We start from the raw sequence: 21,428 nt of genomic DNA, 5'->3' as shown, positions 1-21,428 counted from the left end.
ATATTATGACCGAGATCAGTCGCGTTGCTTTGTTTGGAAAGCTGAATTCGCTGGGGTATAAATCCGTCGAGGGTGCCACAGTTTTTTGTAAAATGCGGGGCAACCCCTATGTTGAAATCGTACATTGGTTGGCGCAAATCGTACAGCTTCCTGACAGCGATTTTCATAAAATCATCACGCATTACAAAGTCGATCAATCGCGCCTTGCTTCGGATATGACGCGTGCATTGGATGCGCTTCCGCGTGGCGCAAGCACGATTTCCGACCTGTCCCAGCACCTCGAAGATGCGATGGAGCGGGCATGGGTTTACGGCTCGCTGTTGTATTCAGCGTCGCAAGTTCGCACCGGTCACTTGGTTCTCGGGATGATGAAAACCAAGCAGTTGCAGAATATTTTTCTTGGAATTTCAAAAGAGTTCGCGCGTATCCTTCCAGATGATTTGGCCGATAATTTCGCCACCATCACAGAAGGGTCCCCTGAAGAGTCATTGGTAGCGATGGACGGCTCGCAGACGGGTGGCGGTGCGGTTCCGGGTGAAGCATCAGGCGCGATGTCTCCTGCGTCGATGGGCAAGGAAGAGGCCCTTCAGCAGTATTGCACAGATATGACCCAGCAAGCCAAAGACGGCAAAATCGACCCTATTGTTGGGCGCGATCAGGAAATTCGCCAGATTGTCGATGTGCTTATGCGCCGTCGGCAAAACAACCCGATCCTCACGGGCGAGGCGGGTGTTGGTAAAACGGCGGTCGTTGAAGGCTTTGCCCTTCGGATTGCCCGCGGCGATGTACCGCCTGCGTTGCAAGGTGCACGCCTTTTGGCGCTTGATGTGGGTCTATTGCAGGCGGGTGCCTCAATGAAGGGCGAGTTTGAAAACCGTCTTAAGGCCGTGATTGAAGAAGTTCAGGCTTCTGCCACGCCGATTATTATGTTTATCGACGAGACGCACACGCTTGTTGGTGCGGGTGGCGCTGCGGGAACGGGCGATGCCGCCAACTTGCTCAAACCTGCGTTGGCACGTGGTACACTTAGAACGATTGGCGCGACAACTTGGGCCGAGTATAAAAAACATATCGAAAAAGATCCGGCATTGTCGCGTCGTTTCCAAGTGGTTGCAGTGGAAGAGCCCAGTGTCCCTAAAGCGATTTTGATGATGCGGGGCATCGCGTCGATGCTCGAGAAACACCACGGCGTTCAGGTCCTTGATGAGGCAATCGAAGCTGCAGTTAAGATGTCTGCGCGGTATATTCCCGCCCGCCAATTGCCCGACAAATCGGTAAGCGTGCTTGATACAACTTGTGCGCGGGTCGCGATTAGCCAACACGCCGTTCCCGCTGAAGTGGATGATTGCCGCAAGCGCATCGATTCTTTGACCACCGAGCTTGAGATTATCGACCGCGATGGTACCGCCGGTTATGACGTCGAAGATCGGCGTATGGTCATTTCGGAACTCAAGAAATCCGAAGAAACGCGTCTCGCTGAGCTGGATGTGCGTTGGGAAGCGGAGAAGGTTGTCGTCAAAGACATCCTCGACTTGCGAGCTCAGTTGCGCGAAGGCGCGGCGGCGGTTGATACTGCGAATGATCCCGTGGCCGAGGCTGTGCAAAGTGAAGACCTTCCAGAAGGGGAGGAAGCGCAAGCGGCTGAGACGTCTGTTCTGGATGCAGAAGCGCGCGCCGAGTTGATGGCGCAACTCAAAGCCAAAAATATCGAACTTCAGGCGCTTCAAGGCGAAACAGGCCTGATCCTTCCGATTGTCGATGAACAGGCCGTCGCGACGGTTATTGGGGATTGGACTGGGATTCCGGTTGGGCGCATGGTGAGTGACGAGCTGGAAACAGTTTTGAACCTTGAAACGCATCTCGCCAAGCGGGTCATCGGCCAAGATCACGCGATGAAAATGATCGCCAAACGTATTCAAACCAGCCGTGCAAAATTGGACAATCCGTCCAAGCCAATTGGTGTTTTCCTTCTGGCTGGGACGTCCGGCGTGGGCAAAACGGAAACCGCTTTGGCCATCGCGGAGGTTCTGTATGGCGGAGAGCAAAATGTCATCACGATCAATATGTCCGAGTATCAGGAAGCGCATACGGTCAGCAGCCTGAAAGGGGCGCCTCCCGGTTATGTGGGATACGGCGAAGGCGGAGTTTTGACCGAAGCCGTGCGCCGCAAACCCTATTCCGTTGTGCTTTTGGATGAGGTTGAAAAGGCCCACCCGGATGTGCACGAGGTGTTTTTCCAAGTCTTTGATAAAGGTGTCATGGAAGACGGAGAAGGACGGGTCATCGATTTCAAGAATACATTGATTTTGCTAACGTCAAATGCGGGGTCTGACTTGATTATGGACATGTGCGCCGACCCAGACTTGATGCCCGAAATTGATGGTATCACCAAGGCGCTGCGGGAACCGTTGCTCAAGATTTTCCCTGCAGCTTTGTTGGGTCGTCTTGTGACCATCCCCTATTATCCTTTGTCTCCGGATATGATCGGCAAGATCACTGTCCTTCAATTGAACCGTATCAAAAAGCGGACCATGGAAAATCACGGTGTTCCGTTTGAATATACCGACGCTGTGGTTGATGAAATTGTGAATCGCTGTCAGGAACTTGAGTCTGGTGGGCGGATGATCGACACTATTGTGACCAACACCATGTTGCCTGAAATTTCTTCGGAATTTTTGACGCGCATGATGGAGGGCAAGCATGTGTCCAAAGTGTCCATCGATGTGAAAGACCACGATTTTGTCTATAGCTTTGAATAAATAGACATTCTCCAATATGGTAGGCACACCTGAGGGTTCTTGGGTTTGCCTGCTAGCTTTGAATAAACTGAAAATCGGCCTGACTTGGGCACGATCGGCGCCGTAATCAAAAGGGGGATGGCATGAAAAGCAAATCAAATTATGCCATGGAGATGACTGCCGATGGGCAAGAACTTCCAGTCAAACTTATTGCCGGAATCGTTGAGGGGGCAATGAATAGCGTGCCCCTAGCGCGGATCGAATTTGTGTCAAATGATCTCTTGTTAGATTTGGGTGAGTTCGTCGGCAAAAGTATGGATGTCAAGATTTTCGGAGAGGACGAAAAACAGCAGTACTTTTGCGGTATTTGCGTGTGTGCGGAATATTTGGGGTCGTCATCGGGAAATGGTCATTACCTCGCCGAAATTCGACCATGGATTTGGTTTTTGTCTCGAAAGCAAGACAATCGCATTTTTCAGAACCAGACAACCACCGAAATTGTAAAGAATGTCCTGAGCGAACACGGTTTTAGCGCTAACTTGAAAACTTCCCTTTCGGGGGCTGAGGCGGTACGCGAGTATTGCGTTCAGTACCGTGAAACGGATCTTGAATTCATCACGCGCCTTCTTGAGGAAGAGGGAATTTACTTCTTTTTTCAATACAAGGATAGTCAGGCGAAAATGGTACTGGCGGACTCGATCGCGGCGCATTCTAACGTGAAAGTCGACAGCAAACTTCCCTTTCGCGACGACGAAGCAGAACTGCAATTGGACCATTTTTATCGATGGGACGCGGCGGAGAAGGTTGTCAGCGGAAAAGTAACTCTGGATGACTATAATTTTGAGAGACCTAAAGCAGATCTCACATCTGTGGCCTCGAAGGACAGTGGCAGTCACACCTATAGCGATTACGAAATTTACAAATATCCAGGCCGCTATCTTGAAACCGAAGTTGGGGAAAATTTTTCGAAATATCAGATGGATGCGACGGCCGCAGCCTTTCAATCGTGGAGTGCCGAGGGGAATATTTTGAACCTCGGTGTTGGTGATACATTCGAGTTGATTGATCATCCTCGGCACGACACGGGGTCTGAAGACTTCATGATAACTGAACTCAAGCAATATTTTCTTTTGGAAGCAGGGAGTGGTTCCAAAATAAAGCCTTTGCTAAAAGAACGAGAAGCTTTTGGGCTGAGCGAGTATGAGCACACACGTATTCAATGCAAAGTTGTTAGAAAAGATGCCGCTTTTAGAATGCCGGAGATTACTCCTAAGCCAGAAATACACGGTGTTCAAACCGCCGTCGTAACGGGGCCGAGTGGCGAGGAAATCCATACGGATAAGTATGGTCGTATTAGGGTTCAGTTCCATTGGGATCGCGAAGGCAAATACGATGATAAGACGACGTGTTGGATCAGAACAATGATGCCAGTGGCTGGTAAAAACTGGGGCACAATTGCGATTCCTAGAATTGGCCACGAAGTTGTCATTCAGTTTGAGGAAGGAAACCCCGATCGCCCAATTTGCACAGGAGTGCTATATAACGCAGACAACATGCCACCGTATGAGTTGCCCAAAAACGCAACGCGGATGGGGATGAAAACCAACAGTTCCAAGAGCGGCGGTGGCTTTAGCGAACTTATGTTTGAGGACAAGAAGGGCGATGAGTTGGTGCGGTTTCAGTCCGAAAAGGACTACGTTCAAACCATCAAAAACAGCGCCCACGTCAAGGTCGGATACCCTTACGAAGAGGATTGCCTTAAGGCGGAAGCTGATGGCGAAAAGAGTATGAAGGTTGAGATTGAGAACAATCTGGATGAGATTATTGAAAAAGGTAATCACACATTTACCGTATCAGCGGGCGAACAAACGATTGCGGTTAAAAAGGACAAAACTGAGACGATCGAGGGGAAGTCTACGCAGGTAATTACCGGAAATGTGACCGAGACCGTCAAGCAAGGCAACGTCACGCGACAGATAAAATCCGGCAATGAATCCACCACGATTTCGATGGGCAATTTCACTTTGGACACTAAGGCTGGTAAAATTGACATGACGGCAATGCAGTCGATCACTTTGAAAGTCGGCCCATCAAGCATTAAAATTGACCCAAGCGGGGTAACCATTAAAGGGCCGATGATCAAGATAGAGGGCACCGCTATGATCGAGGCCAAAGCGCCGATGACCCAAGTTAAGGGCGATGCGATGCTTGTTTTAAAGGGCGGTTTGACCACCATCAACTAGGGGAGGCGCAGGATGACGACAGATTACACCGACCTCAAAAAAGTCCCAAATCAGCCCGCCGTGCGATTGCTTGCTATGGCGAATGCGAAACTGGGTACCAAAGTAAAGGCGCCCGCGAACGCCAGCGTTTCGACCGTTTTACAGGAACTCGACGGCGCGGAAGCCTATATCGATATTTTGCGTTTGATGTCTGTTGCGCTGCCGCCACGAGAACGGTGCTGGTGGGCATGCCTTGCCGCACGCGATGTTGCTGGGCCAGATGTTGAAAGTCTTCCAGCCCCCCTTTTGGCTGCGGAAAAATGGGTACGAAGCCCCTCGGATGAAACAAGAGAGGCGGCGCGTGTGGCCGTTGAGCTTGCGGATATGGATGACGACACTGTGCATTGCGCGATCGCGGTTGTCTTTAGTGCCGACACGTTGGGGCCGGGAAACCTTGCGCAATACCCAGCGCCTGCGGGGGCCTCTCAGTCGTCGGCGTTTGGGATGAATATTATCGCAATGGGCATGGGCGAGGATATCGCGGTGACGGCGAAATTGTTGATCGACCGAGCGCTGAATATTGCCCGTGGCGGCAATGGCAATGTTACGTTAAACAAACAAAAAGACACACAGGAGATGCCGTCTTGACGCCCGCAGCTCGTATTACAGATATGCACGTTTGCCCGATGGTTACACCGGGAATCCCGCCGATTCCTCACATTGGGGGGCCGATTGCGCCGCCCGGAGTTCCGACCGTTTTAATCGGAATGATGCCTGCCGCTCCGCTTGGAAATATGGCGGTTTGCGTGGGTCCGCCTGATGCTCTGGTCAAAGGGTCCGTGACTGTTTTGGTTGGCGGGCGACCCCTTGTGCGGATTGGCGATTCAACGGCTCACGGTGGCGCTGTCGCCGGGCCGGGATGTCCAACCGTTCTTGTGGGGGGATAGCCGTTACAATGACCGTTATCTTACATTTTCAATCAACAGGGACTATTCCGGGAAATGCACAGCCATTTCGGATGTCTGGGGCGTCGATGACGATTGGGCGCTCCGATCAAAACGACCTCGTTTTGCCCGACCCCGACAAAGTAATTTCGGGACGTCACAGTGCGATTGAAGATCACGGTGGCAATGTTGTGGTGATTGATTTCTCGACCAATGGCACCTTCCTGAATTACAACAAAGCCGCGCTTGGCCCCACGCCCACTCCTTTGAATGACGGCGATATTTTGTCGATTGGCACCTATGAGTTGTTGGTTGAGATCGCGGCTGGAGCGCCTGCTGGAGTGCCGGATTCCTTTGAGTCACAATCTGATTATCAATCCGCCCCACTGACAACGGGCGCAGCCCAGATTATGGATGTCCTAGACGATTCATCGGGCGATGATTTCTTGGACGACCTCCTTGGTCCGAGTACGCCGATTCAGGGCCACCAAAGCGTGATCCGCGACCAGATTGGCGATGATGGGCTTATGCCGCCGATGGGCGATGACGACGACGATTTAATGGCGCCTCGGCAAGAAGAAGATCACAGTCAAGGTGCCAGTATTGCAGAGCATTCGTCTTCTTTGGAGGACTCTTTTGCAACGCCTGCTCTGTCTTCAGGTGCCATTCCTGATGACTGGGACTTGGGAGATTTGGGTCCGATTGAGGATTCCGATACACAGGAGGCTTCGTCGTCGGACCCTTTTGCGGACGCCCCTGTTCCCACGCCCATCGTTGAAATTCCAGAAGAGCCATTGGATGTTGCACCTGTCGCTCCGCCGCCCCGCGTTGAAGTGACATTAACGGCGCAAACTGTAGCGACACCGGTTGCCACCACAGGGGATGATCGCGCCGCGCGTGCTTTTTTGAACGCGCTGGGTGAGGGGGCTTTAACCTGTTCGGACGACGCTCTTGAGGAAACTATGGACCGGCTTGGGAGCGTCATGCGTACGATGATCCTTGGTGTACGTGAAATCCTTATGACCCGCGCAACCATTAAATCGGAATTTCGGATCAACCAAACCATGATCAGTCATGGTGGAAACAACCCGCTGAAATTTTCCGTTAGTCCTGAGCAAGCCATTGAGAGTATGGTGAAACCAACGACCAAAGGCTACATGGATGCGGTCGCTGCGTCAGAACAAGCTCTGACGGATATCAAAGCGCATGAAGTCGCAATGATGACGGGAATGGAAGCCGCCTTGAAGGGGGTTTTGGCAAAAATGGAGCCAAAAGCTCTGGTGAAATTGATCGAGTCTGATCGTGGTTTTCGCTCTCCTTTGACGAATAAAAAGGCCAGCTATTGGGACGGTTTTGAACATAAATATCAAGAGATAGTGGATCAGGCGGAAAATGATTTCCAAGATCTATTTAGCAATGAATTCGCAAAGGCCTATCAAGACCAACTTGATAGGTTGAAGTGATGCACAGCCTAGCTGGGAGTTGAAGCAACTATATGTCGTGGGATAGCAAAGTATTGTGGACCGAGGGGCTGTTTTTACAGCCTCACCATTTCCAACAGGCAGACCGATACACCGAAGCTCTCATTGCCGGTTTGGCGCGGCGTATTGCACCCTATGCATGGGGCGTTACTGATCTCGAGATTGATCAAGACGTTCTAAAGGTTGGTCAATTCGCGATTAAATCCTGCTCGGGTTTGACACAGGACGGCACCGTGTTTCGCGTGCCCAATGTTGAAGATCACCCGCCAGCGTTGGATGTTCCCGCGGGCATCAAAGATTGTGTTGTCTATTTAAGCGTTCCGCAACGCCGTCAGGGCGCAGCCGAAGCCGATACCAGTGGGACCGAATTGTCGGCGACACGGTTTCGCTCCTCTGAGGTTGAAGTTACCGATACTACGGGCTCCGGCAAAAAGGCGGCGACGCTGACCGTTGGGAAATTACGTCTGCAATTCGCGCTTGAGGTTGATGATCTGGCCGACCGTTTGGTCATTCCGATCGCGCGGATTGTTGAGGTGCGCCCAGACCAAGAAGTGATTTTGGATGGTGCGTTTATTCCGTCTTGTCTTGACCTACGCGCGGCCCAAACCCTCGACGGGTTTATGCAAGAGCTTGAGGGTTTGTTGAACCATCGGATGACCGTTTTGTCAGGCCGCATGAGCCAAAGTGGCAGTGCAAAAGGGGCGGCGGAAATTCAGGATTTCCTTTTGCTTCAGACAATCAATCGCGTCTTGCCCGTGATACGCCATCTCCAGATGATTGAAAATGTACACCCCATTCAATTTTATCGGGACTGTGTTTCGCTGGCAGGCGAGCTTTCGACGTTCATGGCACCGGAAAAACACCCGCCGCAATTTCCGGCGTATCAGCACCACGATCTCTCGGCGACATTCGCGCCCGTAATCCGACTTTTGCGCCAGTACCTCTCTGCTGTGTTGGAGCAAACAGCGGTTTCCATCCCGCTTGATCCACGCAAATACGGAATTTCCGTTGGTGTGATTGCGGATCGTAAACTGTTGAGTACGGCTGGATTTGTCCTTGCCGTGAGCGCGGATATCCCTGCCGAAAACTTGCGGCGGCATTTCGTAGGGCAATCCAAGATTGGCCCTGTTGAGGAAATTCGCCAGTTGGTGAATTCGGCTTTGCCTGGCATTCCGATGCGGCCCCTTCCCGTGGCGCCGCGCCAAATCCCATTCAACGCGAATTGTGTGTACTATGAATTGGATGGCACCAACCCCTATTGGGGAAAAATGACCACTTCGGGCGGCATCGCCGTGCATGTGTCTGGAGAGTATCCGGGGCTTAAAATGGAGCTCTGGGCGATCCGTAAGAGCTAGAAGAATTGTGAGATAACGATGTCAGATGACGACCCATTTGCGGAACCAAACGACAACGAACGCACAGTGATCCGCCCCAATCCGGGAGGGCGGAGGCCTGCGTCAGCGCCTTTTGGCACAACGCCTGCCCCCGCTCCGGCGGCTCCTAGTCCTGCGGATTATAATGACCCCGCGGGGTTTAACGCGCCCGCTCCCGCGCCAGCGGCGCCCGCCCCAAGCGCGCCGCCACCTCAGCAAGATCAATCCGCAGTCGAGGATTTTACGGGCCTAAATCCGATCCATGCAGCAGCTTCAACATTGTTTTCCCTCGTAAGCCGTATTCGCAACCGCGCCCAGCATGCCGATCCAGAAACTATGCGCCGTTCGGTGATTGCGGAAGTGCGGGCTTTTGAGAACCGCGCCATGCAAGCCAAGATCGATCCGCAAACGATCAAAGTTGCGCGCTACGCCATTTGTGCCACATTGGACGATGTTGTCCTCAACACGCCGTGGGGTGGCGCTTCCACGTGGGGCCAGCAATCTTTGGTCGCGACTTTCCATCGTGAAACTGTCGGCGGCGACCGTTTTTATGATCTTCTTGCACGTCTTGAAAAAGACCCCGCGCAAAATATCGACCTGTTGGAATTCCTATATGTGTGTCTATCGCTGGGGTTCGAGGGCCGTTTGAGAGTCGAAGCCGGCGGTGTTGATAAACATATGAACATCCGCACGGGGCTCGCGCGGATTATTCGCACGCAAAAGGGTGACATCGAGCATGATCTGTCGCCTCATTGGATGGGGTTGAATAAACCGCTGCGCCAGTTGTCAGCGTGGAAGCCTTTCTGGATATCGGTGGGCGCACTGGCCGCCGTTATGACGATCGTGTTTCTGGTGCTTTCAAACCTATTGTCGAACTCTACGGACAAAATATTGGCGCAATTCACGGTGATTGATCCCACGGGTATTGCCGAATTGGAACGGCGCGCGCCGCCTGTTGTGGTTGTACCTTCTGTAGAAGTTATCGCGCAGAAAGACCGTGTGTCGGAGATTTTGAAGGCTGAAATCGACGAGGGACTGGTTTCTGTTTTTCAGGACGCCAACACTATTACAGTGCGGATCAAGGGCAAGGACATGTTCAAATCCGCATCGGATTCGCTCACTCCTGCCTTCTTGGTGCCTCTCTCTCGGGTTGCCAACGCGCTCAATGACACCAAAGGACAAGTGATTATCGCCGGACATTCTGACAGTTCGCCCATCCGCTCGGCGCGATTTAAGAACAACATGGCCCTTTCATTGGCGCGTGCCGAAATGGTTCGCAAAAGCATTTCGCCGGAATTGGATGACGCAAGCCGATTGGTTGCTGAAGGGCGCTCCGATACGGACCCAATTTCGAGCAATGACACGTCAGAAGGTCGCGCTGAAAATCGGCGCATCGAAATTATACTGCTGCGCGAGGAAATGACGGAATGAAGAAAGTGCTTAAAGCTTTAGGTTCGGGGATTGGCATTACCATCATCCTCTCGATCATTTTGTCGGTTTGCATGTGGTTCCTCGGAGGTTTTCTGGGGTTTGGGGATTGGCATCCATTTGACAGTGTTATGGGGCGTCTTATTGGGCTGGCTCTTCTCTGGATTATTGCCCTCCTGATTATTCTCACGGTTATGCTGGTGCACAGCAAACGTGACACGGAACTTGCCGAAGATTTTGCCAGTATGGCCGATGAGACGGGTGCGCCCGACGAGGCGGTGACCGAAGAGCTTGGCGAAATGGGGGCGAAGCTGAAGGCCGCGATGCTCGGTCTGCGTAAATCCAAACACGGGCGCAAACATTTGTACCAGCTTCCTTGGTACGTGATTATTGGCCCTCCTGGAGCGGGAAAGACCACAGCGATTGTCAATTCCGGTCTGCAATTTCCCCTCGCGGATGAAATCGGAAAAACCGCTGTTGGCGGTGTTGGTGGTACACGAAATTGCGACTGGTGGTTTACGGATAACGCGGTTTTGGTCGACACGGCGGGGCGCTATACAACCCAAGAAAGCGACGCCGAGGCCGATAACGCCGCGTGGCTTGGATTTCTGGGGCTACTTAAAAAACATCGCAAAAGACAGCCGATTAACGGGGCCATTATTGCCATCAGCCTGTCTGATCTTTCGATGCAAGATGAGCTAACCCAAAAAGGCCACGCGACTGCGCTGCGCCGTAGGTTACAAGAGTTGCGCGAAAAACTTGGGGTGCATTTCCCTGTTTACGTGCTGTTTACCAAAGCCGATTTGATCGCGGGTTTCTCCGAGTTTTACGAACCTTTGGGCAAAGTGGAGCGCGAGCAGGTCTGGGGCTTCACGTTGCCCTTGATCACCAAAAAGGCCAAAGTGTCGCCGATTGCCGCGTTTGACGAAGAATTCTCGCTGTTGTTACGACGCCTGAATGCACAATCCTTGGAACGGATGCAAAACGAGACCGACATTCAGCGCCGTAGTATGATCGCAAGTTTCCCTGCGCAAGTGGCCTCAGTTCAGGGGGTCGCGCGGACGTTTTTGGCGGAGCTCTTTCAAGAGAACAAATTCGAAGGCCGCCAAATGCTTCGAGGTATTTACTTCACGTCGGGCACCCAAGAAGGAACTCCGATTGACCGTTTGATGATGGGCATGGCCCGCACCTTTGGCATTGGTCGCCAAGCGATTGGGTCGGGGCGCGGAACGGGGCGATCCTATTTCCTGACGCGCCTCTTTGATCAGGTGATCTTTCAAGAAGCGGGTCTTGTTTCGGCTGATGACAAAGTGGAGCGTCGGTATCGATGGACCAAACGCGCCGCTTTTGCCACCGCTATTTCCGCCGCGATCTTTATGGGTGTCGTTTGGGCGCAGAGTTTTCAGGGCAATACGGCTGTCGCAAAGGCTACCCAAACAGACCTCGATGCCTATCGGTCGGCCATTGCTCAAATTCCGCCAAACCCTGTCGGTGACACCGATCTGGCCTCTATTATCCCCGCGCTCAACATTCTGCGCGATCTTCCTGACAATCCACAAATGGACGCTGATCTATCGTCCGAAGGCAGGGGATGGGGCCTGTTTCAAGGCAAAATCATGAACAACCAAGAGCGCCAAAGCTATCGGGCGTCGTTGAACCAATTTTTGCTGCCGCGGCTTTTCTTGCGACTTGAAAACCAACTGCAAACAAACATAAACAATCCCGATTTGCTCTATGACGCTTTGAAAGTTTACCTCATTTTGGGGCAGGTTGGTCCGCTCAATCGCGATTTAATCATCAATTGGATGCAATCCGATTGGGAGCAGGCATTTCCCGATACTCGTGGCGAACCTATGCGAGAAGACTTGCTTGGGCATTTGGACGTTCTGTTATCTGCGCCCCTTGACCCCATCGCGCTGAACAATGATTTGGTCGAGGCGGTGCAACGTGTGTTGACGCAAATGCCGCAATCGCAGCGGGTGTATAACGGGATTATCAATTCCGCCGCAGCGACAGAGCTTCCTGCTTGGCGGCTCACGGATATCGGTGGCCCTGCTATTACGCGCGCCTTTAGTCGCTCATCGGGCAAGCAACTTAACGACGGGATTCCCGGCATTTACACCTACGCCGGCTTCAACGAGGTCTTTCTGGAGGAAGCTTTAGGGATCGCTACCCGCATTCAACGTGAAAGTTGGGTCCTTGGAGAAAGTGCGCAACAGGAACAAAGCCAAGCCGCGCTTATGGCGATGAGTCGAGATGTTTTGGACCTCTATTATGGTGATTTCGTCTTGCAATACGACACGTTGCTTGGCGATCTCGATATCATTCCCATGAGTGACTTGGCGAATGCAGTCGAAGTTACCAACGTGCTTTCTGGGCCAACCTCGCCCATTGGAAATGTTTTGGAAGCGGTATCTTACGAAACAAACCTAACCGCCGAGAGCGATGAAGGGAATGGTACAGCGGCGGTTGCGGATGGGGCGCAAACCATCGGAACGCGTTTGGCGCGGCGCGGGCTTTCCACGAATGGGCGGATTTTCCTTGAGGCCATGACCTCAGCGCAAACTGAAACAGGCGGTAAGCCACAACCTCCGGGCCAGTTTGTCGAGGATCACTTTGCGTGGTTGCACCAATTGACGAACAAGCCCGAAGGGCAAGGGTCGCAGTTGGACGAATTGATCGATATCCTCAAGGATGTGTATCAGGACCTTAGCAATCTTAATTTCGCGGGTGGCATCGGTAACCCACAAGATTCAAGTGTTGCACTCCAGCGGTTTCAGGCAGCTGTCGGTCGTGTTTCAAACGGGCCTATGAAGCGGTGGTCTTCGCAAATTGTTGTTGGTTCGTCAGGAATTGCCACGGAGGGAACGCGCGCTGGGATTAACGCCCAGTGGCAGCAAACGGTTCTGCCAATCTGCGAACGGGTCGCCAACAACACGTATCCGTTTACACACCGCGCCCGTGCCGAAGCAGCCATTCCAGACTTTTCGGCTTTGTTCCGGCCCGACGGGGAGATGGACAAGTTCTTCAAGGATAACCTCGCAAAATTTGTGGATGTTCAGACAAGCCCTTGGAGCTTTAAACAGGTCAACAATACCGACTTGGGGATCTCTCAGGCCGTGTTGCAGCAATTTGAAAACGCGGCCCAAATTCGTGATGCCTTCTTTGCGGGATCGCCTGTAATCAACGTTGGATTTCAAATGACGCCCGAAGCACTCGATCCAAAAGCGCGCGGAATTCTATTGGAGATTGACGGTCAGCCCGTGACTTTTCAGCATAAAGATAAAATCCCTCGACCGGCGGCTGTACGTTGGCCCGGACCCGTTGGTGGTGCACGCATATCGTTCACTCCGGAGAAAAGAAATTCGGAAAGTGCGATCACACAAACGGGTCCGTGGGCGTGGTTTCGCATGTTAGACTCTGCGGAGGTTCGCAACACGAATGTTCCCGATAGAAAGCGGGTCATTTTTAATATTGGCGGGCGCATCGCTATCTTTCAGATGCAGACCAGCACGGCCCTCAATCCCTTTGCTTTACCGGCGCTGACCAAATTCAGCTGCCCGAAATCTTTTTGATCGTGGCTGGGTTTGGTGCCTTTGGGAAAATTCCCAGTTTGGGAGATTTCTTCCGAATTAATGTTTCGTCGGACTTTGTGCGACCGTGGGACCAGTGGCTTCAGATGGGCCTGAGTAATGTGCGCAATTCACTCGGGGAGGAGTGGCAGGCCTGCTATATGTCCGCGCCCATTTGGCGGTTTACGTTAAGCGCTGGGCTTGCGGGGCAAAATGCAGCGATGGGCGTTCTAATGCCGTCAGTGGATCGGGTTGGGCGGGCGTTTCCTCTTACGTTGGTCACGCCAATCGCCTTGTTAACTGAGGTTTCTGAGGCACATTTGTCCGCAACGGCGACCTTTGAGGAATTGGAACTTGTCGCCCTAGATGCGCTCGAAGACAGCATGACCACCGAGGCGTTAAGCACGCGTTTGAGTGCCATTCCGCTCGTTGGGGAAGGTCCTCAGGCTTCGCCGAAATCCCGCAGCGTATCGCCTACCAGCGTTTGGAGCGCGCGTCTTGACGAGGACACGCGGACTATCCAGTGTTCTGGGCTGCCGGATGAGCGTGAAATGGAAGGGCTTTTTAATTTAGAGGCCGCAATTTGGAACACAAATGACCAACGGATAGGGGCACAGACATGAGGGCGATACGCCATAACGCAGTGACCCATGTTGGGAAAGTTCGCAAAATCAACGAAGACAGTATCCTTGCATTAGGGGACCAAAATATCTGGGTCGTGGCCGATGGTATGGGAGGGTATTCGGGAGGCGATTTTGCGTCGCAAACGATTGTCGATGCCGTTGCGATGCTGCCGCTTGACCTTGAGCCTGCCGATCGAATGGTAGCGTTGCGTAAGGCTATTTTTGATGCGCATCAAATCATATTGGACGAGATTGAATCGCGCGGCGGCGGTACCATCGGTGCGGCCGTGGTTGCGCTGATGATTTCGGGGCAGCACCTTGTTTGTTTTTGGGCGGGGGACTGTCGCCTTTATCGGTTGCGCGACGGTAAAATTGAGCTGTTAACCTCGGACCATTCGCTGGTAGCTGAACTGGTCCACGCGGGGCAGTTGACGTGGGACGAAGCCGAGCACCACCCACAATCAAACGCGATTACGCGGGCTGTAGGGGTCGGCGATGACCTTGAGCTTGATAAAATACGTGGAACCTTGGAGCCTGGTGACCGGTTTTTACTGTGTTCAGATGGCTTGAATAAATACGCAGGGTTTGAAAAATTGCAGAAAGCGATCACGGGAGCGCCGATTGAAACTGTTTCCGAGAAGCTTCTGAATATAGCCTTGGAGGGCGGTGGCGCGGACAACATTTCCATCATCGTTGTGGATGTCGCTTAGCGGGCGGCCTACGCGTTTTGTGCGCAGGCCGATCTGATTTATGGCCGTTCTGCCGTGGTGAGTATCCGGCTGTCAAGCGAGCGAATTGTGCCTGAACGTGCCTTGAGAGCCGCCGCATAACCGCCAGCGGATTCCGTTGTTGGGCGTATGCCATCGAATATTTGTGTGTCAGAATAGATCGCGATAATTTGGGTTTTCCCCAGCGATGTGGCATCGACATTAAACGCCAATTTACTGCCATCTGCCGCGTCATCAAGACTGTAAGCAACCCGAATGTCGATTGGTCCGCTGCGTCCATCGCGCAAGGAGGCGATGCTGTTATCCTTGATCAATACGTTAGGCAAAAGGTGAAAAACACTACCCGAAACATCCAAGGCAGATACGAATAAATACCCATCCGTGAGGTCGGCGGGCAAGGTGATGTCGATGATGGGATTGTCCCCAACAAAGAATGTGCCCGTTGGGTTTGGTGTGTTGTCTGGCCCCAATCCAAAGGTGACGCCAACGCCGCCCGTCGGGACCATAGGCAGGGCGCCGCTTATCGAACAAAGAGTGGGATTTAGCACCTCGAAGTCTAGATCGAGGGATCGCTCGCCAATAATCGCAGCCAAAGTTTCCGCCAAATTTCCCTGCGTGGTATCGCTCGCAACACGGCCCGTGACAGTGATCACGTCGGCATTGGAATAGCCAATAGCAGGCGGGTTGATGACTTGTAACTCGCCGCAATCGGCATAGCCGTTGAGTGCTGGCAGGAGCGCGGCAACCGGTAGGATTCGGGGGCCCAGTTCAATATTCGCGGTACCGGTTAAACCGGCGGGAATACCGTTTCCGGCGAATAAATCATTTAGGCGTTGCTGTTCAGACGCGTCATTGGTGAGGCCCGTGATGCGCACTTGATTGGCATTCAGGAGTACGCGCCATTCGGGCAGGCCACTAACATTATTGACCAACTGCAGGACATCTTTCCCCCAAGTTTCGGCAATCTCTCCACTGGCCAAAGTCAACTCCGCCGAGCCGCCCAACTTGGTCATTAATTGGGTCAGTTCCAGCTGTATGTCTTCGGAAGGAACGTTGCCAACCGCCTGTGCGGTTCCGTTTTCCGAACGACTGGCCACGAAGGTAAAGGGATCGGCAACAGGGTAGCTCGTCGTGACAAGTCCGCCGAACAACCCAGAAAAATATCCGCCGGCGCCGCCTGCCAAAACCAGCAGGACCGCTAGAGTAGGGATAAGGAGGCTGCGCGATTTTTTAGGGGGCTGTGGATCTTGGCGCGCGCTCTTGTTCTCAGTTGTTTTGGGCTTGGCCTTGGAAAGTGGGACGATGACTGTGCGGTCCATGTCCTCCAATTCCGTCGGAATTTCCGAGGTGCTATCCTGTGGGTTCTGAAGTCGATCAAGGACTGCTTGTGCCGATTGCAAACGAAACTCGCGGTCGGGATGCGTCATGGCATCAAGGAGCGATTTTAAGGGTTCCGGAACACCAGATGTATCAAGAACCTCTGACTTTCGCTTGATGACCTCCATCGGGTTGTTGCCAATATCGGGCGCTTTACCTCGGTAGGTAGCCAGCAAAAGCGCGCCGAGGGAATAGATGTCCGCACGGGCATCCGTTTGACCGCTAAGTTGTTCGGGTGCGGCATAGGCGTACTTGCCTGCGAATTCATTGCCAACAATCGTCTCGGCACCAGGATTGGTATCCTTCGCAATGCCAAAATCAATGATCACGGCATCATGCGGATTGCCGTCGCGCAGAATTATATTATCTGGTGAAAGGTCACGATGAACGATGTTTTTCTTGTGGGCCGCGACCAACCCTTCGGTGACGCGTTTGCACAAAATGAGCAGCTCGTCGGCGGGCATCCCACCGTCCTTGATTTTTCTATCAAGTCCCGGCCCTTCGACATAATCCATCACCAAATAGATCAGCCCGCTGTCGGTCTGTTGGTTGTCATAATACCGCACAATTGCATCATGCCGGATTTCGCGCATGTCCTCTTCGCGAGTCATCAGCGCGCGAAAATCCTCATCCAACGAGTACTCTGGTCGCAGCGCTTTGAGCGCCATGACGCGACCAGAAATCACACTGGTGGCGAGGTACACTTCGGATGTACCACCGCGACCAAGGACTTTTTCAATTCTGTAAGTATTGTTCAGCACATCGCCGATCTGAAAAATACCGCGATTGCTATTTGAATTCACAGAATATCCTTGCGCGATTCTTTAGGGAGTGTGGAGGAACGGCTTGCACCGAATTTAGCCAAGAGCCTGAAACTCGACCCTACGGTTTTTATCGGCATTGGGGTCTGCGGGATCAAACAGATTGCGTTCGCCAACGCCAAGCGCTTCCATACGATCCTCAGGGAACCCGCAGTCAGTGACAAGGAAACGTTTAACTTCTTCGGCCCGCAATTTTGAAAGGCGTTCGTTATACTCCGCAGAACCGGAGGCATCCGTGTGCCCAAGAATACGAATTTGTTGAACATCGGCCGCTTTAAGAGCTGAACACAATTCAACCAGCTTTGGGAGTTGATCGCTACGCAAGGCCGCTGAGTCAAAATCAAAGGAAACGTTCAGATTTACTTGTTCGTCTTTGGGGACAATATCCGTGTTCAGTTCCGCTGTTGGAGCGACGGTGGCCGCAACAGTCTCTTGTGCCGCAGCATCGGTTTCGGTCGCATTTTCGTTGGCGGGAACCGCAACAACAAGGCCACGGGTTTTTTGGGCACTAAACCGTTCCGTCATTTCCTCAGCGGTCATATCGTTGTTGGATTGTGAAAATACAGGGGAGCCGAAAGTCGTGAGCGCCACCATAGCTGATGTGAAAAGGATTAAACCGTGTTTTGTCATGCCTAAAGACTCCATTGAAATGGAACATAAATGTTCTTCTTGATTACCGTAACATGGCTAGATTTTAAAATCACTTTCATAATTCTTGAAAACGGCCAGTATCACGCTGTATGTCGCGTGACTGTTGACACGCGGCAAGGCTTACCGCAAACATAAAACGAATAATTTAATCAGGAATATTTCCACTGAAGCGCCTCATCCCCATTGTTGTCCTGACGATTGTTTTGCTTTTGGCTGCCCTAGCTTGGCTGGTCATTCAAACAAGTGGCGGACAGGACGATTATTCCAATGAACCCGGAATTGACAGCGGCGCGCGGATTGAGATTGAAGGGTTGCGACAGCAGATCGAAGCGCTTCGTGGCCAGATCGAAGCTCTGCAAAATCAAGTTCAGCAATTGGGGTCGGCTCCGCAGGCTATGCCTCAGATGAATGACCAACCTTTTGTAAAAGAGGGACCAAATACCATTTTGGATGCTTATGCACAGGTGGTTTTGATTGCCAACCGACGCGAAGTAAACAAGGGAATTGTGGTGGGTGGGCCGTCTTTTTTGGAATCTTTCTTGGGGCGACCGAGGGAAGTTCTGAGCGACGATTGCGAACCGATGACCAATCCAAAACTTAAGGATTTATTGGTTTTGGCGGATGTGGGTCCGATAAAAGTGAATATGCTTCAGCCTGCGGTCGATAGTTTGAACCGCGTGTTTGAAAAAGTTCGCGCGACCGACCCCGACCTTTATGAGCGTATAAATACTGCTGGCGCGCTTTGTGTGCGGCAAATTCGGGGCACCGTTGGGCGCACGTCTACCCATTCCTTTGGCCTGGCCGTTGATCTAAATATCGACGGACACCTTGATACGCTGGGCGATGGAAAGACCCAATTGGGCCTAACCATTTTGGCGGATTTTTTTAACGAAGAAGGCTGGGTCTGGGGCGCGGGTTTCACCCGGGAAGATTCGATGCATTTTGAAATCAGCCGGCAGATGCTGGAGCAATGGCGTTTGGAAGGTAAGATTTGACGCGATTATCCTTCCATTCATGTTGCGTGTCGCCGAGAGAGACTGCCTAAAATCTAGGGGCGAAAATTGAAACAAGTCGGTGAACTACAGTCCGAGTTGAAGGACATTTTGGGAGAGCTTCGTGAATCGGTCGAAGTTGTCGGTGCCGAGTTGATCAAATTGGAGCAAGCCGATACGGCGCGCGTCACGTTGGCGATGAGTCGAATCTCAATGGTTGCCCGAAAGTTTTTGTTTTTTGTCCCCGAAATAGCGAATGCGCGCACTGCTGAAGTCGAATTGAACGGTTCGCTCTCTGCTCTTGAGACGCAGAAATGGGCCGAACTGACCAGTGAAGCCACCCATTCTCGCACATGGATGACCCAATGGTCCGCAATTGAAACCCTCATCCGCAATCAAATTCCGCCACAAAGGCGCAAATTGTTTAAACCTTCCGTTGCCACGGATGACATTTCGATTTCCCAGAATATGGTCAATGACCAATTGTTGGATTCCCTTTACAAAACTTTGAACAATACCAAGCAGAATGAAACGGCCCGCGAGCATGGGTGTTTTGCCGACATCGCCTTCCCACAGAGTGTGTTTATTGAGCATGTCCATGCCGCGCGACGTATCCTGTTGGCGCGACGTCCAAGGCATCCGGTTCGGTTTCTGGATGTGGGATGCGGCGGTGGGTTGAAAGTTTTGAGCGCTTCGGCATTTTTTGATCGCGCAGATGGGCTCGAATTTGATCCAGGTTACGTTGCCGCCGCTGAGACTCTCTTTAAGAATACCCGAGCGGATCGCTGTAACGTCATCGAAGCAGATGGGTTGAATTATGCGCATTATGATAACTATGACGTTGTGTATTTTTACCGACCCATGCGCCATATCGAAATGCTAAGACAGCTAGAGGATCAGATCATAAAAACCGTGCGACCGGGCACTTTGATCATCGCACCATACACTATTTTCGAACATCGATTTAAGGAGCTTGGATGTGCGCGGGTCGAGCGTCAAATTTATATCACCCAAGTGAGCCAATCAGATGCAGACAAATTGCGCCGCGACGCCGAATTTACCGGCAGTTTTGCGCAATTTCCCCCGCCCATTGCCTCCACTATTTGGGACCCGATCCTCAAGGCGTCGAGAGCGATGGGATTTAAGGCCGGTGTCTAATCCAAAATGAAGGTTAAGTTGAGTCAATACAAATTTGGCCTGCGATTTCACTAAAGGCGGATACTTTTGCGGGTGTGTCGTCCTGCACACCGATAATTGCCATGCGGACGTCCGAGCGACCTTGCGTGAGATCATGCATGGCATGGAGATCGTGACAGTAGAATGTGTTGCACAGAGGTGCACGCGAGGTGCGTTCAAGGGTGCAGCCTTGATCCGATTGAAACACGCAAGCCGCCCGAACGGATGCTTGGGGAAGGGCGTCCGTATAGTGGGCAATAACGTCCTCCTGAAGTAATTCCTGATTCTGACTGAGATACCCAAGAATTGTTTTTACGGTGAGGAACGCATGGTTTTCACCGCCACCTCTCGCACAACAGAACCCTTGGCAGGTACTACAGGCGGCATCGATTATTGAATGCTCGGCACTGGAATTTGGTGAAATTTCGGCGTTCTCAAGGGCACTTGAACCAAGGGCGAACGCCTCTTCGACGATTTTTTCCAAATGCTGCCGGAAGGCTTCGCGGTGCGCGGGAGGGAGGGGCTCAACTGGGTTGTTTTGGAAGGGGACGACCGCAATCAGAAGGTCGTCCGTATCGCAATTTAGGTGGAACGCGGCTGTTGCAATGGCGGATGCCTTCCCTTCTTTTGCAGAGTTTTGTCGTTCAATATAGTCTTGTTCTCTCTGGTCTTTTTGCGCCTGAACACCACGGGAAATATGCGCAAGGAAGCAAGGCTCAGCGCCACAATGCCCTGGCTGCAGGAGTTGATGCGTGGAAATGGCTGCAGTGCAATAGGGGCAAACGGGGGATGTGAGCGCTTTTTTGAAATCTCCAAACTCTTCGTCTTGTTGCATCACATTGTCCCGTGTTTTCGGTTCTTAAAAGGTCTTAAGCCGCAAGTTTCGCCAATTCAGCCGAGAGGGCCTTGGCATCAGAAATGGTTTTTTGCAAAGCCGCAAGCTTGGATTGGTCCGTCGCTCCAGTCGGTTTCGCATTCAACACCGCATTCACACGTGCGCTGGTTTGCGGGTCCATTCCCGACAGCGCATTTTTTTGCTGGAGGATTGTGAACTTCAGTTTTGCAAGGTCACTTTCAGACGCCTTGATTTGCGCCTGTAAGTTGGCTTCCTCGGCCCGCAAATCCGAATTGCGACTTTGGGAGGCGACAACGGCTTGCTCACGCTCATCAATCCGCGCGTCATAGCCGCCAGACGAAATGCCTTGAACACCATTGAAAAAACCGCCGTCCGCAGGATCGCTGCTCGAAACACAGGCAGACAGAAGGAAACTACAGCCGAGAATTGGTAGAAATTTACGCATT

Annotated in this window: 16 protein-coding genes; 12 read left to right on the top strand and 4 right to left on the bottom strand. The window is 52.3% G+C overall.

All coding sequences use genetic code 11. From position 1 onward, the window contains the following. The first annotated feature begins 5 nt into the window (after positions 1-5). From tssH to AB9F29_RS15125, 10 genes are all read left to right on the top strand, one after another. Positions 6-2,759, top strand: a complete 2,754-nt coding sequence (gene tssH, locus AB9F29_RS15170) for a type VI secretion system ATPase TssH (RefSeq protein WP_369756294.1) — start codon at positions 6-8, stop codon at positions 2,757-2,759. Positions 2,760-2,881: 122 nt separating this feature from the next. Further along, the gene (locus tag AB9F29_RS15165) at positions 2,882-4,981 is read left to right on the top strand and encodes a type VI secretion system Vgr family protein (protein WP_369756293.1); all 2,100 of its coding nucleotides are present in this window, start codon (positions 2,882-2,884) and stop codon (positions 4,979-4,981) included. Between the two features lie 12 nt (positions 4,982-4,993). Then, positions 4,994-5,608 (top strand): hypothetical protein, encoded by a 615-nt coding sequence (locus AB9F29_RS15160; protein ID WP_335586823.1) that lies wholly within the window; start codon positions 4,994-4,996, stop codon positions 5,606-5,608. After that, the gene (locus tag AB9F29_RS15155; protein WP_369756292.1) at positions 5,605-5,907 is read left to right on the top strand and encodes a PAAR domain-containing protein; all 303 of its coding nucleotides are present in this window, start codon (positions 5,605-5,607) and stop codon (positions 5,905-5,907) included. The genes AB9F29_RS15160 and AB9F29_RS15155 overlap by 4 nt, the downstream gene beginning before the upstream one ends. Positions 5,908-5,915: 8 nt before the next feature. After that, on the top strand, positions 5,916-7,367 hold the full coding sequence (gene tagH / locus AB9F29_RS15150) for a type VI secretion system-associated FHA domain protein TagH (protein ID WP_369756291.1): 1,452 nt from the start codon (positions 5,916-5,918) through the stop codon (positions 7,365-7,367). 32 nt (positions 7,368-7,399) lie between these two features. Continuing rightward, positions 7,400-8,740, top strand: coding sequence for a type VI secretion system baseplate subunit TssK (gene tssK, locus AB9F29_RS15145; protein WP_369756290.1), 1,341 nt, complete (start codon positions 7,400-7,402; stop codon positions 8,738-8,740). A gap of 18 nt (positions 8,741-8,758) precedes the next feature. Next, positions 8,759-10,189, top strand: coding sequence for a type IVB secretion system protein IcmH/DotU (gene icmH / locus AB9F29_RS15140; RefSeq protein ID WP_369756289.1), 1,431 nt, complete (start codon positions 8,759-8,761; stop codon positions 10,187-10,189). Next, positions 10,186-13,761 (top strand): type VI secretion system membrane subunit TssM, encoded by a 3,576-nt coding sequence (gene tssM / locus AB9F29_RS15135; protein WP_369756288.1) that lies wholly within the window; start codon positions 10,186-10,188, stop codon positions 13,759-13,761. Before icmH ends, tssM begins: the two co-directional genes overlap by 4 nt. A gap of 2 nt (positions 13,762-13,763) precedes the next feature. Beyond that, the gene (tagF, locus tag AB9F29_RS15130; protein ID WP_369756287.1) at positions 13,764-14,381 is read left to right on the top strand and encodes a type VI secretion system-associated protein TagF; all 618 of its coding nucleotides are present in this window, start codon (positions 13,764-13,766) and stop codon (positions 14,379-14,381) included. After that, positions 14,378-15,091: a PP2C family serine/threonine-protein phosphatase gene (locus tag AB9F29_RS15125; RefSeq protein ID WP_369756286.1), complete on the top strand. Its 714-nt coding sequence runs from the start codon at positions 14,378-14,380 to the stop codon at positions 15,089-15,091. Before tagF ends, AB9F29_RS15125 begins: the two co-directional genes overlap by 4 nt. Before the next feature lie 38 nt (positions 15,092-15,129). Here the strand turns inward: AB9F29_RS15125 and AB9F29_RS15120 are convergent, their stop codons facing one another. Then, complete coding sequence (locus AB9F29_RS15120) at positions 15,130-17,289, bottom strand: protein kinase (protein WP_369756285.1); 2,160 nt, start codon at positions 17,287-17,289, stop codon at positions 15,130-15,132. A 54-nt stretch (positions 17,290-17,343) separates the two neighbouring features. After that, positions 17,344-17,937: an OmpA family protein gene (locus AB9F29_RS15115; protein ID WP_335585342.1), complete on the bottom strand. Its 594-nt coding sequence runs from the start codon at positions 17,935-17,937 to the stop codon at positions 17,344-17,346. 230 nt (positions 17,938-18,167) lie between these two features. On the opposite strand from AB9F29_RS15115, the gene AB9F29_RS15110 reads away from it, so the two are divergent. Beyond that, entirely contained in the window at positions 18,168-18,953 is a 786-nt protein-coding gene (locus AB9F29_RS15110; protein ID WP_335585343.1) for a M15 family metallopeptidase, read from the top strand. A 66-nt stretch (positions 18,954-19,019) separates the two neighbouring features. Next, positions 19,020-20,108: a class I SAM-dependent methyltransferase gene (locus tag AB9F29_RS15105; RefSeq protein WP_369756284.1), complete on the top strand. Its 1,089-nt coding sequence runs from the start codon at positions 19,020-19,022 to the stop codon at positions 20,106-20,108. A gap of 13 nt (positions 20,109-20,121) precedes the next feature. Here the strand turns inward: AB9F29_RS15105 and AB9F29_RS15100 are convergent, their stop codons facing one another. Together AB9F29_RS15100 and AB9F29_RS15095 are read right to left on the bottom strand one after the other, a co-directional pair. Then, on the bottom strand, positions 20,122-20,961 hold the full coding sequence (locus AB9F29_RS15100) for a hypothetical protein (RefSeq protein WP_369756282.1): 840 nt from the start codon (positions 20,959-20,961) through the stop codon (positions 20,122-20,124). A gap of 34 nt (positions 20,962-20,995) precedes the next feature. After that, on the bottom strand, positions 20,996-21,427 hold the full coding sequence (locus AB9F29_RS15095; RefSeq protein WP_369756281.1) for a hypothetical protein: 432 nt from the start codon (positions 21,425-21,427) through the stop codon (positions 20,996-20,998). Position 21,428: the final 1 nt, after the last annotated feature.

The sequence above is a fragment of the Falsihalocynthiibacter sp. S25ZX9 genome (assembly GCF_041205405.1).
Taxonomy (GTDB): Bacteria; Pseudomonadota; Alphaproteobacteria; order Rhodobacterales; family Rhodobacteraceae; genus Falsihalocynthiibacter; species Falsihalocynthiibacter arcticus.
The sequence above is the reverse complement of the archived record's forward strand: the minus strand, read 5'-3'. Positions and strand labels throughout refer to the sequence as shown.